The sequence below is a fragment of the Desulfovibrio sp. SGI.230 genome (assembly GCF_050313065.1).
Classification (GTDB): Bacteria; Desulfobacterota; Desulfovibrionia; order Desulfovibrionales; family Desulfovibrionaceae; genus Desulfovibrio.
The window spans coordinates 1-13,884 of record NZ_JBNPKS010000008.1 but is presented as its reverse complement, the minus strand read 5'-3'; the positions used below and the strand labels follow the sequence as shown (position 1 = coordinate 13,884).

Here is a 13,884-nt window from a genome sequence, read left to right as displayed (position 1 = left end):
TTTTTTTCTGCTCCTCCTGCTGCTTTGTCTGCCGCTGTCCGCCGCCGCGGATGACGAGGAAGGCAGCATGCCCCCCACGGACGGCGACCGCATTTTGCTGGGCAGTATCGGTGAGGCCTCCAACCTCATCCCGTATCTGACGGCGGACTCCGCCTCCCACGAAGTGGCGGATCTGCTTTATGTGGCGCCGCTGCGCTTCAACAAGGATCTGGAGCCGGAATGCTGGGCGGCGGAGTCCTTCAGCATGGAAGACGAGGGCCGTCTGCTGCGCTTCCGTCTGCGCAAGGGCATCCTCTGGGAAGACGGCACCGAACTGACGGCCGCGGATGTGGAGTTCACCTACAAAATGGTCATCGACCCGGCCACGGGCAGTCCCTATGCGGACGACTTTCTCCAGATCAAGGAATTCCGCGTGCTGGACCGCTACAGCTTCGAGGTCCGCTACGAGCATTTCTTTGCCCGGGCCGTGTCTTCCTGGATGAATCCCATCCTGCCCAGGCACATCCTGGAAGGGCAGAACATCCGTACCACCTCCTTCGCCCGCAAGCCTGTGGGCGCCGGGCCCTACCGTCTCCAGCGCTGGGAGCCGGGCGTACGCATCGTGCTGGAAGCTTCCCCCACCTACTTTTTGGGCAGGCCGCACATCAGCGAGGTGGTCTTCCGCATCATCCCGGATACGGCCACCATGTTCATGGAGACCCGCGCCGGGCGCCTGGACGTGATGGAGCTGAGCCCGCAGCAGTACCTGCGCCAGACATCGGGGAAAAAATGGGCGGAATCCTTCCACAAATACCGCTATCTGGCCTCGGTCTACAATTTCCTGGGCTTCAATCTGGAGCATCCTTTCTTCAAGGATAAAAAGGTACGGCAGGCCATCTCCTGCGCCATCAACCGGGGCGACATCGTCAAGGGCGTCCTGCTGGGGCTGGGGGAGCCGGCCTTCGGGCCCTACAAGCCGGGTACCTGGGCCTATCATCCGGGCCTGCGCCCTGTGAGTTTCAATCCCGACAGGGCCCGCAAACTGCTGGCCGAGGCGGGCTTCACGGACAGTGACGGCGACGGCATCCTGGACAAGGACGGCAAGCCGCTGGCGTTCACCATCCTGACCAACCAGGGCAACGAGCCGCGCATCCTCACCGCCACCATCATCCAGAGCCAGCTGCGGGCCGTGGGCATCGACGTGCGCATCCGCACCGTGGAATGGGCCGCCTTCATCCGGGAATTCGTGAATACCGGCCGCTTCGATGCCATCATCCTGGGCTGGACCATCACCCAGGACCCGGACATCTTCGCGGTCTGGCATTCCTCGCAGGCCGTGCCCGGCGGCCTGAACTTCATCCACTACAAGAACCCCGATCTGGACAAAGTGCTGGAAGAGGCCCGCTCCACGCCGGACCGTCAGCGCCGGACCGCGCTGTACCATCAGGCGCAGGAGATCCTGGACGAGGATCAGCCCTACTGTTTCCTCTATGTGCCCTATGCCCTGCCTGTGGTGCAGAACCGCTTCATGGGCATCAAACCCGCCCTGGCGGGCATCATGTACAACTTTGAGGAATGGTGGGTGCCCAAGAGCCTGCAACGCTACAAGGTGACGCCGTAGGAGGTCGCTGGCACCCTGCCCGCAGATGTATTAAAAATATGTTTTGATGTTATATCGACATGTTATACTCGGAATAACGATACGCTATCCAATATCAATGACATGATGGGTATGATGGAGGAGGCAGGATGCTATCCTGTCTCCTCTTTTTTATTGATAGAAACGTGGAAAACTCTCTTGAACACAGGACTGGAAGAGCGTAAAGGCAGCCCCATCAAACACCATTGGGGGGTGACCATGTTACGCAAGATCATTTCTTTGACGACGTTTTTTTCCTTTGTCCTGCTGATCATCAGTTCCGTCATGCTCTACGTGGTGCCGGAAGGCCGTGTGGCCTACTGGGCGGACTGGCGCATCATCTTTACCAAGGCCCAGTGGGGCGATCTGCACATCACCGGCGGGGCGCTCTTCCTGGTGGCCGGATTGTGGCATACGTTCCTGAACTGGAAACCGGTCATGAACTACATCCGCGGCGCCAAGGACGGCAGCCGCAAGCCCCTGCTGGCAGCGGCCCTGATCTGCCTGTTCGTCTATGCGGGCACCTTGCTGGAGATCCCGCCCATGCAGCAGCTGGTCGGCTGGAACGATGCCATCAAGGACTATCAGGCCCGCAAGTACGGTGAACCGCCCTTCGGCCATGCCGAGACCAGCTCCCTGAAACAGTTCAGTGCTTTCTTGGGGTTGGATAGTGACCTGATCCTGCAGAAGATGCGCGAGGCCGATTTCAAGGGCGAGCCGAAGCCGGAGAGCATTTTCATCGATATCGCCACCAGCAACGACATGACCCCGCAGGAACTGTTCAGCTTCATCATGAAGAGCACAGGGGCCACCATGCCCGTGCGCGGCAGCGGCAAGGGGCAGGGCAAGGGCCAGGCGGCACAATAAAGTCGCAGCCTTTTTAATCGAATCTGAGACGGGCATGATCTTCGGGGATCGTGCCCGTTTTTTGTCTTTTCGTCCGCAGTTACCGGGAATGCTGCTGCCAGCATACCGGCCCACGGGCCACCGGCAAAGGATAGGCAGAGCATGAAAAGTCCTCGGCAGGGAGGCCCGCCCCCCGATTAGGGGCAGTACGAGGCTGAGGAGCTTTGACAAGACTATGCCAGTGTTTTTTCTGGAGCCATTTGGAAAGGTCTCTTTTTCTGTTCGTCCAGAGGCGGAAAACATCAGGCAGGCCGGAAAGGTCTTTCAGGGGGGAGAAGAGGGAGCCTTGTGGACCTCCTTCTCTCAAGCCGCGCGGTCGGTCTCTGTAACAAAAAGCATACAAACAGAAAAAGCCCTTGCGATTTCTCGCAAGGGCTTGATCGTCTGGCTCCCCGAGACGGACTTGAACCGCCAACCTAGTGATTAACAGTCACCCGCTCTGCCGATTGAGCTATCGGGGATCATTGATTGCTTTGTTTGCAGCTTTGGGGAAATAAGGGCTTGCGCTTGCCGCGCAAGCCCTGAAGTCCTTTGTGGCTCCCCGAGACGGACTTGAACCGCCAACCTAGTGATTAACAGTCACCCGCTCTGCCGATTGAGCTATCGGGGAGTGCTGCAAAAGCAACGAAAGTCTTTCTACGGAAAACAGGTCCGTTCGTCAAGCGGAAAAATCATTTTTTCAGGATTTTTTTATCAGGCGCTGCAACTTTTTGTCATAACGCTCGGCTTCGCTGTACACACAGCCGCAATAAGGCTGGCGATATACGCCCCATTCCTTGGAAAGATCGATGCCTGCCTGCCAGTCGGTGCGGAAATCGCGGTAGACGAAGCGGGGGCCTTCGCTCAGGGGGGCGTCTTCCGCCGCTGCGGCATGTTCTCCGGCGGCCCGGATGACGTCGTGCGGCTGGTAGCGGGAGTAGAGCAGGCTGCTGCTCACGTGGGCATAGCCGTTGGCGCGGGCATAGGCCACGGCGGCTTGCATGCGGCTGCTGCAACACCAGGCGCAGCGCTGCGGGGGCAGGTCACGTCCGGCCACGGAGCGCAGCCAGGCCACCAGATCCCAGGTATCGTCCTGACAGATGAGCTCGATGCCCAGACGGGCGGCGCATTCCTCGGCGGCCTCGCGGCGGCGCAGGTATTCCATCAGGGGCTGGATGTTGGGATTCATGTACCAGGCCGTGACCGTGAAGCCCTCGTCCTGCAGGCGCTTGACCGGCATGATGGAGCAGGGACCGCAGCAGATGTGCAGCAGCAGGCTGCGCTCGCCTTTGACGGGTTCAAAAACAGGGGCCTGCCCCGAAGGGCAGGCCGCGGAAGTTTCGACGGGGGCGTCCGTTACGGACGGATGCTGATTTCCAGACATTTGCCAAAATCCTGTTCCATGTCGCGCAGGCTGTCGCGCTTGTGGTTGAGCAGATAAAGGCCCAGTTCCCGCGTGGTCTCGAAGACGTACTTGTCGCCGCCGTGGGTCCGCAGGGCACGGCGCATCTCGCGCAGGGCCTGCAGGGCCTGCCATTCAAGGTTGCGCCGCTGGCCCGTGCCGCCGCAGAAGGGGCAGGGCTCCATGGTGATGGAAAGGGCCGAGGAGCCCGTACGCTGGCGCACCAGTTCCAGCAGGCCGAAGGAGCTCATGCGGCCCACGTCGTGGCGGGCGCGGTCGTTCTTCATGGCCGTGCGCAGGGTCTTTTCCACTTCCAGCACGTGTTTCTTGTCGCGCATCTCGATGAAGTCGATGACCACCTGGCCGCCGATGTCGCGCAGCTTGAGCTGGCGGGCGATGGCTTCGGCGGCCTCCATGTTGGTGCGGTGGGCCATGGACTCGAAATTGACCTTGCCGGAGATCTTGCCGGAGTTGATGTCTACGGCCATGAGGGCCTCGGTCTGGTCAAAGACCAGGCGGCCGCCCGAAGGCAGGGTGACCTCGCGGGAATAGATCTGGTCCAGCTGGCGGCGCAGGCTGAAGCGCTCCCACAGGGGCATGCGCACGTCGGTATGCAGGCGCACCAGCTCCTTCTTGCGGGGGAAGAGCAGGGAGACGGTCTCGCGGATGCTGTCGGCCACTTCCTCGTTGTCCACCCAGATCTCGCAGACATCGTCGGTCAGGTAGTCGCGCACGGCCCGCTGGGGCAGGCCCGGCTCCTGATAGATGAGGGCCGGGGCCGAGACTTCGGTGGCCTTCTTGCGGATGTCCTTCCAGACGCGCTTGAGGTACTGGAGGTCGTTCTTGAGCGTGGTCTTGGTGGTGCCGGCGCTCACGGTGCGCACGATGACGCCCAGGCCCTGGCCGGGGTCGATGCCGTTCATCATCTCGCGCAGGCGGGTGCGCTCTTCATCGCTGTCCACCTTGCGGGAAACGCCGATCTGCTCCTGACCGGGGGTCAGCACCAGGAAGCGGCCCGCCAGCGACAGCCAGGTGGTGAGGAAGGCGCCCTTGTTGCCGGTGGGTTCCTTGACCACCTGCACCAGCACTTCCTGGCCGGGCTTGAGCACTTTCTGGATGGGCGGGAATTTTTTGCCCTTGCTGGGCTCGTGATGGGTCAGCCAGTATTCGGGGTGGATCTCGTCGATCTGGAGGAAACCGTTCTTGCCCGCGCCGTAGCTCACGAAGGCAGCCTGCAGGTTGGTGTCGATATTGTGGATGACACCCTTGTAGATATTGCCCTTGAGTTTGCGCTGATGGAACATGTCCAGGTAGTATTCCTGCAGACGGCCTTCCTCGGCGATGGCCACTTCCACCTGCTCGCCGGGCAGCACGCTGATGAACATGCGCCGCTTGCCCGCGGCCACCTTGGCCTTGACCGCGGCCGCACGCACGCTGCCCTTCTTGGGGGCTTCGCTGTCCTCGCCACGGCGGCGGGGACGGGCAGGGGCATTTTCCAGACTTTCCACATCACCGGTGGCCGCCTGCCACAGTTCCTCGTCACTGAGATCGTCCGGCAGGTCGGCAGGGGCGGCCGTTTCGGCGCTCTCCTCGGTATCCTTGTCGGCAGGTTCGGCACTTTCCGCCTGGGCCTCACGGTTCTTGCGGTTGCGCCCGCGTCCGCCGCGACGGCCGCGACGGCTCTTGCGGCGGGGCTGTTCCTCGCCGTCTTCCTGGCTGCCGGTATCGGCAGCGGCCGTTTCGTTGCTCTCAACAGCCGCAGCGGTCGCCGCATCTTCGCTATCCGGAGCGGCCTTGGCGGCAGGCGCCGCAGGCGTCTCGGCAGCGGGGGCTTCAGCCGTCACGGCAGCAGGCTGATCGTCAGCGGGGCGGGCCGCGGGCGTTTCGGTGGTCTGGTCGCCGCTTTCGGCAGGAGCAGCTTCGGCCGGCTGGCTCGCAGCTTCGGGAGATTTTTTGCGGGGGGTACGCTGGCGGCGCTGGGCACCGGGCGAACGGCGGGTCCCGCGACGGGGCGCGGCGTGCTGTTCGCCGTCGGTATCGGTGGAGGCTTCGGCAGCTTCGGGGGCTGCGGTCTGGGCGGGCGCCTCTTCAGCGGATGCAGCGGCGGGAGCGGCCTCGGGAGCCGTATTTTCGGCGGCAGGGGCCGTGGTCTTGCGGCGGCTGCTCCGGCGGGCAGGCTTGCGGGGCGCGGTGGCTGCCGCGTCGGTGGCCTGGGCATCGCCGTTGTCCGCAGCGGCCGGGGCGGCATCGGTGGCCGGGGAGGCCGTCAGCGTGGTCGTTTCTTCCGCGGCAGGGGCGGTCTTGGCGCGCGAGCTGCGGCGGGTGGTACGGCGTTTGGGGGTGGGGGTTGCTTCAGCGACATCAGAGGAAGCGGCCGCGTCAGACACGGCCGGCGTATTTTCCTGCGTCATAAATATCCTTTTGGACCGCCAAAGGCGGCGAAATTTGTCAGCCGTTATCCCGACTGAGGGAACAGGCCGGACATCCGGCAAACACCGGATGGCGTGTCCGTGAGCGGGCACGGGCCTGGGGATGCCCGGAAAGGGCAGGGCACGGGGGATGGCAGGAGAAAACGCCCGTCACGGGGACGGCGTTTTCCAGGCGGCCGGAACAGCCGCCGGAGGGGCAACGTCAGAGAGCGCGGCACCGGGCCGCGCCATGACGGGCGGGATCAGACTGTCTGTCCCCCGCGGAAGCGCTGGGCTTCGCTAATCACAATTTTCAAGGACGCGCAGCTCCACGGACAGCTTGCCGCCGCTGGAGCGCAGCAGCACATAGCCGCCCTGGGCCAGAGCGCCCGGATTCACCACGATGGTGCGGCCCACCCTGTCCACGGCGCGCGCTTCGTGGATATGTCCGCACAGGCAGACATCGGGTTGGGCTTCTTCAAGGAATTCGCGCACGGCAGTAGAGCCCACGTGAATATTGCCCGGGATGACGTCACAGGCGCTGTCCTTGGGCGGATTGTGCGAAACCAGCACGGTGTGGGGGTACTTGCGGGCCTTCTGCCAGCTGTTCTCAAGCCAGCCGGCGAAGGTGGATTCAGGAAACTCGCTGGGCGTCCCGAAAGGCGTGAACGTGGAGGCCCCGATGCCGAAGATGGCCGTATCGGGCGTGAGCTCGTGCACCTGCGTGTGCAGGTTGCAGCCCAGGCCGCTCAGCCATTCGTCCACTTCGGGCCTGTCCATGTTGCCGATCTGGGCCCAGATGCGGGGATTGTGCGCCCGCAGAACGTCCATGACCATTTCGGCCTGCTTGACGCCGCCTGTGATGGTCAGGTCGCCGGTGACGATGATGCCGTCTGCCTGCGCCAGCTCGGGGATACGGGCAAACAGCCCGGGCTCGTCGTGAATGTCCCCAACGGCAATCCAGAGATGATCCTGTTCGTTGACGCTTGGCATGGCGGTGTTTCCTTTGTTATAAAGTCACTCCGCGAACTATGGCACATTTTAGCAAGGATGGAAAGACCTCCATGTCCCTTTCCCCCGATGAGCAGAAGAAGGAATTGCGCGTCCGCATGCGTGGGCTGCGGCGCGGTCAGGACCCCGACCTGGCACGGCAGCGGGCCCGTGCGGCCCAGCAGGCCCTGCTGGACTGGGACGTCTGGCAGCAGGCCGCCCGCGTGGCCCTGTACGTGGCCCTGCCGGAAGAAGTGCATACCGGCTACCTGCTGGCCGATGCCTGGCAGCGCCGTGTGCGGGTCTATCTGCCCCGGGTGCGCCTGGAGCGCGGGCTCATGGACTTCGTGCCCTGTTCCCGGGTGGGCGACATGGCCGCCGGGCCTTACAAGATGCTGGAGCCCCATGCCGGTCTGCTGGGCATGGCGCCCCCGGTGCTGGCCCATCCCGATTTTTGTCCCGACGTGCTCATCCTGCCCGGTGTGGCCTTTGACCGCGCGGGCAACCGCCTGGGCTTCGGCGGCGGCTACTATGACCGTTTCCTGGCGGCGTTCGGTGCCCGGGGCAGCGGTCGGCGGCCCCTGCTGGTGGGCCTGTGCTATGCTTTCCAGGTGGTGGACGCGCTGCCTTCCCAGGACTGGGACCGGCCCGTGGACTGCCTGTGTACTGAAGAAGGACTCGTATGCCTGTAAGTTTCATCCCCTTTGTGTTCCCCGGCGTGGACAATGTGCGCTGCGCCTTCCAGACCCGCTGGCAGGAGGCCGGAGACGGCCCGTACGCCGGTGGCAACATCTCTCTCGCCACGGCCGATGACCGGCAGAGCGTCATCGGCAACCGCCGCGAACTGCGGGCCGCCCTGGGCCTCCGGCGCATGGCCGAACTCAATCAGGTGCACGGCGATGCCATGATCTTCGAGCCCGATGCCGTGGAGCCCGACGCCGTGCCCCGCTGCGATGCCGATGGCATGGCCACCGCTCAGGCCGGGCTTGGGCTGGTCATCAAGACCGCCGATTGCCAGCCCATCCTGCTGGCCCACAAGAGCGGCCGTTTCGTGGCCGGTATCCATGCGGGCTGGCGCGGCAACCGTTGTGACTTCCCCGGTTCCGGGGTGCGCCGCTTCTGCGAGCACTACGGCGTGGAACCGCGCGAGCTTCTGGCCGTGCGCGGCCCGAGCCTGGGCCCGGCCCGGGCGGAGTTCATCAACTTCGAAAGCGAGTGGAGCGACGAGTTCCGCCCCTGGTTCGATGCCCAAAGCCGCACCATGGACCTGTGGGGCCTGACCCGCTGGCAGCTGGAACAGGCCGGGCTGCTGCCGCGCAACATCTACGGCATCGATTTGTGCACGGCCAGCTGCAACCGCCAGTTCTTCTCGTACCGCTGCGTGAAGGCTTCCGGCCGTCAGGCCAGCGTCATCTGGCGTCTGGACTAGCAGGCCGGAGAGCTTGCTTGTCATGAGGGGGGAAGGGGGAAACCTTGGCTCGCGCACAAGGTTTCCCCCTTCCCCCCTCAAGCTCCCCCCATCCCCTTTCCAACGCGCTTTTTTCTGAAGGATGGAACCTGTCCGGGCTACGGGGAGGCAGCCCCTGCCGCCGGTCCCCGAAAGATGGGGTATCAAAGCGGTGGAGGCAGTCTCTTCTGTTTGTCCTATTTATATAGGATAGTTGTGTTTTTAGTAAAATGCAGGGTGTGAAGGGCATGGTCTTTTCGTCCCGTCTTTGTTCTCCGGCATGAGAGCCGTCGGGGAGAGCACACTGCCCCTGCGAGACTGTAGCGCGAGATGGCAAGGGCAGCCTTTGGGCTGTCTTTTTTGTGTGCCGGGGACGACGGGCGCCCTCAGTCCCGGTTGCCGTGATGATGCGTGTTGAGGAAAAGACTTTTTTAGCGCGGGGAGCCGCTGCGGCACGGGATTTGGCCACAGCCCGCCAGGCAAGGCCACCGTTCGCGCTGTACTGCCGGGTATCGTCCCGGCCCTGCGGGAAGCGCCTGTCGCGAAGCTGAGGACATCGGCAGCAGCCACAAGCGGTCTTTACTAGGCCTGTCTGCCGCATCTCCCTCTTTCCATCACACGTTGACAAGCCGCAGCTCCCTGCCTAGAGTAGCGCGTCCATGGTCGCCGGAACCTGCCGGCGTCAAAAGGGAATCCCGTGAGAATCGGGAGCGGACCCGCCGCCGTAAGGCCCGCATACCAGCTTCCTTCATGTGCCACTGGCAACGGGAAGGCCGGAAGCCGGGGGCCGAGCCGGAATACCTGCCGTGGACCGTGGCCGCTGGCCGCGACCGGTATCGGCACGGGTCTTGCCGAGGGGAGCAAGGGAATACGGGCCTCTTCCATTGGTGGAAGGGGCTTTTTTTGTTTCCGGGCCAGTGTGCCCGGCCACTGATGGCCATGACAGGACGGACCATGCCGGAGAAAAGCCCCATTGCCAAGGATGCCCGGAGCGCGCGCCGCTGGTGCTGCTGCGTGCTGCTGGCCATCCTCTGGTGTGCTTCGTTGCCGCTGGCCTGTCTGCCCGGGCCCGTGCCTGTGGCTGTGGCCGATGTCTGGCAGGCGCTGGGGGCCGTGGTGGGTCTGTGCCCCCCGGCGGACGGCAGCGTGCAGCTGGTGGTGGGACAGATCCGTCTGGCCCGCGTGCTGCTGGGTCTGCTGTGCGGCGGTGCGCTGGCCGTGGCCGGTGTGGCCCTGCAGGGCGTGCTGCGCAATCCGCTGGCGGACCCCTTCACCCTGGGCATCTCCGCCGGAGCTGCCTGCGGCGCCAGCATGGCCATCGCACTGGGCGGTACCCTGGGCATCTGGGCCGGAGGCCTTGCCGTGGGCCTTTCCGCTGCGGCCACGGTCTCCCTGGCGGCCCTGCTGGGCTCTCTGCTGGCCCTGGGCGGCGCGCTCTGGCTGGGCAGCGGGCAGGGGAGCTTTAGGCGCGAGACGGTCATCCTGGCCGGTATCGCCGTGGCGGCCTTTCTGGGTGCCGTGGTGGCCCTGGTCAAAGCCCTTAACGAAGAATCCGTCACCAGCATTGTTTTCTGGATCATGGGCAGCCTGCAAGGCCGTGGCTGGGACAGCGTTCCGCTCCTGCTGGCCACCTTGCTGCCGGGGCTGCTGGTGGTGCTGCCGGGCTGGCGCAAGCTGGACATGCTGGCCCTTGGCGATGAACAGGCCGCGCATCTGGGCCTTGCCGTGGGCCGCACACGCTTTTGGCTGCTGGCCGGCGCCAGCTGCATGACGGCCGGTTGCGTGGCCGTGGCCGGGGTCATCGGCTTCGTGGGTCTGGTGGTGCCGCATGTCCTGCGCATGCTGCTGGGCAGCGCGCATGGCCCTTTGCTGTACGGTGCGTTCCTGGGCGGCGGCATCCTGCTGGTCTGGGCGGACGTGCTGGCCCGCTGTGTGCTTTCCGGCGGGCAGGAATTGCCCGTGGGCGTGGTGACGGCCCTGCTGGGCGGCCCCTTTTTCGCTTTTCTGGTGCGGAGGCGCTGATGTTGCGGGCAGAAGGCATCCGGGCGGCCTACGGCACGGACGAGATATTGCATGGTGTGGACATCGACCTCCATCCCGGTGAGGCCGTGGCCCTGCTGGGGCCCAACGGCAGCGGCAAGACCACGCTGCTGCGGGTTCTGGCGGGCAGTCTGATGCCGACGGCGGGCATGGTGCAGGTACAAGGCGCGGACATCCGCCGTCTTTCCCCCCGGGAGCGGGCCCGCCGGGTGGCCGTACTTTCCCAGCGCAGTGCCGCACCGCAGGGCATGACCGCCCTGCAGATGGTCCTGCTGGGCCGCTATCCCTGGCTGGGCTGGTGGGGCAGCTACAGCGTCGAAGACCGCCGCATCGCCCACGAGGCCCTGGAGGAGACCGGTGCCTTGCCGCTGGCCGGGCGGCAGGTGAGCGAGCTTTCCGGCGGTGAATTACAGCGTGTGGCCCTGGCCCGGACGCTGGCCCAGCAAAGCCCCGTGCTGCTGCTGGATGAGCTGGCCGCCGGTCTGGATCTGGCCCGGATGCTGGAACTTTTCGACCTCTTGGAGCGCCGTCGCCGGGCAGGTGCCGCGCTGCTGCTGGTGATGCATGACTGCAATCTGGCGGCCCAGTATGCCACCCGCCTGCTGGGCCTGCGCGAGGGCCGCGTATTGTTCGACGGCCCGGTGCGCCGCTGCTTCACGGCGGAGAACCTGCGCGCTCTCTATGCCGTGGACTTGCATATCGTCCCGCATCCCCGCAACGGTCTGCCCCAGGCCCTGCCCCTGCGGCCTCGTGGCCCTGAATACCGGGAGGATTCTCCGCATGAAGCCTGATCTTTGTCGCCTGCGGCAGCTCATTGCCGCTTGGGGCTTTCGTCCTGGCCTGTGGCTGGGGCTCTTCCTCTGCCTGTTCTGCTGCTCCGTACTGCCTGCCCGGGCACTGGAGCTGGTGGACAGCCGGGGCGTGACCGTGCGCCTGGAACGGCCCGCACAGCGGATCATCGCCCTGTACGGCGCGTTCAACGAGATATTGCTGGCGCTGGATGCCCGCGAGACCCTTGTGGCCCGCACGGCGGCCGATGCGGCCATCCCCGGCCTGCAAGACCTGCCTGCCGTGGGTACGCACATGCGCCCCAATGCGGAGCTGGTGGCGGCCCGGCAGCCTGATGTGGTGCTGCAACTGGCCGGGCGGCAGGAAGTGCTGACCCAGACCGAGGCCCTGGAAGCCGTGGGCATCCCGGTGCTGGTCTACGAGATGCAGTCCTTTGAACAGCTTTTTGCCGTGACCTGCGCTCTGGGGCGGCTCACCGGACGCGAGACGCGCGCCGAAGCCCTGGTGGCGGACTGGCAGCGGCGTCTGGCGGTCCTGGAGCAGCGCTATGCGGGGCAGCCGCCTGTGCGCGTGTTCTATGAGGTGCGTTATCCCAACCTGCTGGCTGCCGGGCGCGCCAGCATCGTGGACGAGATCATCCGCCATGCCGGTGGCCGCAATGTGCTGGACGCGCCGCAAAAGCTGGTGCGTTGCAACGAAGAGATGCTGGTGGCGCTGGACCCGGAAGCCTACATCCTGCAACAGGGGCCCATGAACCCCGCGCCGCAGGCTCCGGCGGAGCGTCCGCATTACCGGGGCCTCAGTGCCGTGCGCTCCGGGCGCGTGCTGCTGGTGGACGAGCATCTGTTCGCCCGTCCCGGTCCCCGTTCCGTGGAGGCCGCCGAACGGCTGGCTCGCTGGCTGCATGGCGAGGAGCAGGGCAGCGGGGAGTGAGCCGGGTATTTTGTTGAGGGGGGAAGGCCCCTTTGGCCAGAGCTCAAAGGGGCCTTCCCCCCTCAAACTCCCCCCATCCTCCAAAAGCTCTTTCTTCTGGTCTGTGGAAGGCAACGGGGGTGCGCCGGGCGTTGCCGTGCCGTCGGTCTCCGGGAGGAGAGGGCAGGGGCTGATTGGGGCTGCGTCTTCGGGAGATGGGGATGAAGAGCGATGTATTCAGTCTCCGGGAAGAGGAGTTCAAGGCGGTAGCCTGCCGGAGCCGAACAACCGGATCCCGGGGAGAGAGACGGGCCGGATTTTTGAGGGGCCGTATCACGGACAGGTATTTTTTCTGCCGGACGGTAGCCGCCTCTGAAGGAATGAACGATGGAGGGGGGCCGTGCCCTCATGCAACGGTAGTCGGTAGTGTTTTTCCCTGTGGAGAGATGAAGGAATCAGTCTGTAACCGGGCATGAGCCCGCAACGATACGAGATGACCATGACAGGAACCCTGTACGCTGTGGGCGTGGGCCCCGGCGCTCCCGATCTGCTGACCCTGCGTGCCGTGGAGGCCCTGCGCCAGGTGGACGTGATCCTGGCGGCGGCCTCGCCGCGCAATGACTATTCACGGGCGCTGGAAACGGCCCGTCCCCATCTGCGCCCGGACGTGCGCCTGCAGCGGCTGGAATTCCCCATGACGCACGACAAGGCCACCTTGCGCGCGGCCTGGGAAAAGGCGGCGGGCATCACGCGCAACGTGCTGCGTGGCGGCGAGAACGCGGCCTTCCTGACCATCGGGGATCCGCTGGTCTACAGCACGTTCGGCTATCTGCTGAAAACGCTCCGGCAACTGGATGATTCGTTGCCGGTGGAGATCATACCGGGCATCACGTCGTTCCAGGCGGCGGCCGCGCGTACCCGCACCATTTTGTGCGAGAGCCACGAGACCCTGTGCATCATCCCCGGTATCCGTGACGAAGAGAGCCTGACCCAAACGCTGGAGCAGGCCGACTCCGCCGTCATCCTCAAGGCTTATCGCAACTTCCCGGCCATCGTGTCATCCTTGCGCCGTAGCGGACGCCTTGAAAGCGGCCTTATGGCCAGCCATGTGGAGCAGCCCGAAGAGCGTCTGGCTCCCGTGACAACGGTGGCTGCCGAAGAGGGGACCCCGCCGTACATGTCCCTGATCTTGAGCCGTAAAAAATAACCTCTCCCAGCCTCATGCACACAAAAAAAGGACGCCCTCCGGCGTCCTTTTTTCGTCATCTGTCCCCAACGACCGTACGGCCTTCATCCGGAGACCTCTCCCGGTACGGGCACGAAGTCCCTTCCCGCCGGTCAGCGACGGGGACCGGCCATCCGGACCGGAGCAAAGTTTTTTGGAAGGGAGGGG

At 64.7% G+C, this 13,884-nt stretch carries 11 protein-coding genes, 2 tRNA genes and 1 riboswitch; of the genes, 8 read left to right on the top strand and 5 right to left on the bottom strand.

Going from position 1 to position 13,884, the window contains the following annotated elements; translation table 11 throughout:
- Window positions 1–67: 67 nt before the first annotated feature.
- Window positions 68–1,600, top strand: a complete 1,533-nt coding sequence (locus tag ACQRAG_RS07805; RefSeq protein ID WP_239465083.1) for a peptide-binding protein — start codon at window positions 68–70, stop codon at window positions 1,598–1,600.
- 177 nt (window positions 1,601–1,777) lie between these two features.
- On the top strand, window positions 1,778–2,485 hold the full coding sequence (locus tag ACQRAG_RS07800) for a DUF4405 domain-containing protein (RefSeq protein WP_304021034.1): 708 nt from the start codon (window positions 1,778–1,780) through the stop codon (window positions 2,483–2,485).
- 424 nt (window positions 2,486–2,909) lie between these two features.
- Here ACQRAG_RS07800 and ACQRAG_RS07795 read toward each other — a convergent pair.
- The 5 genes from ACQRAG_RS07795 to ACQRAG_RS07775 form a co-directional block, all read right to left on the bottom strand.
- A tRNA-Asn gene (locus tag ACQRAG_RS07795) sits at window positions 2,910–2,985 on the bottom strand.
- 73 nt (window positions 2,986–3,058) lie between these two features.
- Window positions 3,059–3,134, bottom strand: a tRNA-Asn gene (locus tag ACQRAG_RS07790).
- A gap of 69 nt (window positions 3,135–3,203) precedes the next feature.
- Window positions 3,204–3,887: an epoxyqueuosine reductase QueH gene (locus tag ACQRAG_RS07785; RefSeq protein WP_204674817.1), complete on the bottom strand. Its 684-nt coding sequence runs from the start codon at window positions 3,885–3,887 to the stop codon at window positions 3,204–3,206.
- Window positions 3,860–6,316, bottom strand: coding sequence for an Rne/Rng family ribonuclease (locus tag ACQRAG_RS07780; protein ID WP_427804063.1), 2,457 nt, complete (start codon window positions 6,314–6,316; stop codon window positions 3,860–3,862). The genes ACQRAG_RS07785 and ACQRAG_RS07780 overlap by 28 nt, the downstream gene beginning before the upstream one ends.
- Before the next feature lie 297 nt (window positions 6,317–6,613).
- Window positions 6,614–7,306 carry a metallophosphoesterase gene (locus ACQRAG_RS07775; RefSeq protein WP_168936476.1) on the bottom strand — a complete coding sequence of 231 codons (693 nt, stop codon included), beginning with the start codon at window positions 7,304–7,306 and terminating at the stop codon, window positions 6,614–6,616.
- Between the two features lie 71 nt (window positions 7,307–7,377).
- Here ACQRAG_RS07775 and ACQRAG_RS07770 point away from each other — a divergent pair, with 71 nt between their 5' ends.
- The 6 genes from ACQRAG_RS07770 (at window position 7,378) to cobI (ending at window position 13,698) form a co-directional block, all read left to right on the top strand.
- The gene (locus ACQRAG_RS07770; RefSeq protein ID WP_303868005.1) at window positions 7,378–7,995 is read left to right on the top strand and encodes a 5-formyltetrahydrofolate cyclo-ligase; all 618 of its coding nucleotides are present in this window, start codon (window positions 7,378–7,380) and stop codon (window positions 7,993–7,995) included.
- On the top strand, window positions 7,986–8,732 hold the full coding sequence (locus ACQRAG_RS07765) for a polyphenol oxidase family protein (protein ID WP_168936478.1): 747 nt from the start codon (window positions 7,986–7,988) through the stop codon (window positions 8,730–8,732). Before ACQRAG_RS07770 ends, ACQRAG_RS07765 begins: the two co-directional genes overlap by 10 nt.
- Window positions 8,733–9,394: 662 nt before the next feature.
- Window positions 9,395–9,573: riboswitch (cobalamin riboswitch) on the top strand.
- A 131-nt stretch (window positions 9,574–9,704) separates the two neighbouring features.
- Window positions 9,705–10,772, top strand: coding sequence for an iron ABC transporter permease (locus ACQRAG_RS07760; protein WP_337519388.1), 1,068 nt, complete (start codon window positions 9,705–9,707; stop codon window positions 10,770–10,772).
- Window positions 10,772–11,581: an ABC transporter ATP-binding protein gene (locus tag ACQRAG_RS07755; protein WP_418237200.1), complete on the top strand. Its 810-nt coding sequence runs from the start codon at window positions 10,772–10,774 to the stop codon at window positions 11,579–11,581. The genes ACQRAG_RS07760 and ACQRAG_RS07755 overlap by 1 nt, the downstream gene beginning before the upstream one ends.
- Window positions 11,571–12,512, top strand: coding sequence for an ABC transporter substrate-binding protein (locus ACQRAG_RS07750; protein ID WP_427804062.1), 942 nt, complete (start codon window positions 11,571–11,573; stop codon window positions 12,510–12,512). The genes ACQRAG_RS07755 and ACQRAG_RS07750 overlap by 11 nt, the downstream gene beginning before the upstream one ends.
- A 478-nt stretch (window positions 12,513–12,990) precedes the next feature.
- Complete coding sequence (gene cobI, locus ACQRAG_RS07745; RefSeq protein ID WP_304026698.1) at window positions 12,991–13,698, top strand: precorrin-2 C(20)-methyltransferase; 708 nt, start codon at window positions 12,991–12,993, stop codon at window positions 13,696–13,698.
- Window positions 13,699–13,884 lie beyond the last annotated feature (186 nt).

What these genes read in the sequence shown, in the direction of transcription:
- cobI (WP_304026698.1), top strand. Translation starts at nt 12,991, where the DNA reads ATGACAGGAACCCTGTACGCTGTGGGCGTGGGCCCCGGCGCTCCCGAT.
- ACQRAG_RS07785 (WP_204674817.1), bottom strand. Translation starts at nt 3,887, where the DNA reads ATGTCTGGAAATCAGCATCCGTCCGTAACGGACGCCCCCGTCGAAACT.
- ACQRAG_RS07760 (WP_337519388.1), top strand. Translation starts at nt 9,705, where the DNA reads ATGCCGGAGAAAAGCCCCATTGCCAAGGATGCCCGGAGCGCGCGCCGC.
- ACQRAG_RS07805 (WP_239465083.1), top strand. Translation starts at nt 68, where the DNA reads ATGCCCCCCACGGACGGCGACCGCATTTTGCTGGGCAGTATCGGTGAG.
- ACQRAG_RS07780 (WP_427804063.1), bottom strand. Translation starts at nt 6,316, where the DNA reads ATGACGCAGGAAAATACGCCGGCCGTGTCTGACGCGGCCGCTTCCTCT.
- ACQRAG_RS07765 (WP_168936478.1), top strand. Translation starts at nt 7,986, where the DNA reads ATGCCTGTAAGTTTCATCCCCTTTGTGTTCCCCGGCGTGGACAATGTG.
- ACQRAG_RS07770 (WP_303868005.1), top strand. Translation starts at nt 7,378, where the DNA reads ATGTCCCTTTCCCCCGATGAGCAGAAGAAGGAATTGCGCGTCCGCATG.
- ACQRAG_RS07750 (WP_427804062.1), top strand. Translation starts at nt 11,571, where the DNA reads ATGAAGCCTGATCTTTGTCGCCTGCGGCAGCTCATTGCCGCTTGGGGC.
- ACQRAG_RS07755 (WP_418237200.1), top strand. Translation starts at nt 10,772, where the DNA reads ATGTTGCGGGCAGAAGGCATCCGGGCGGCCTACGGCACGGACGAGATA.
- ACQRAG_RS07775 (WP_168936476.1), bottom strand. Translation starts at nt 7,306, where the DNA reads ATGCCAAGCGTCAACGAACAGGATCATCTCTGGATTGCCGTTGGGGAC.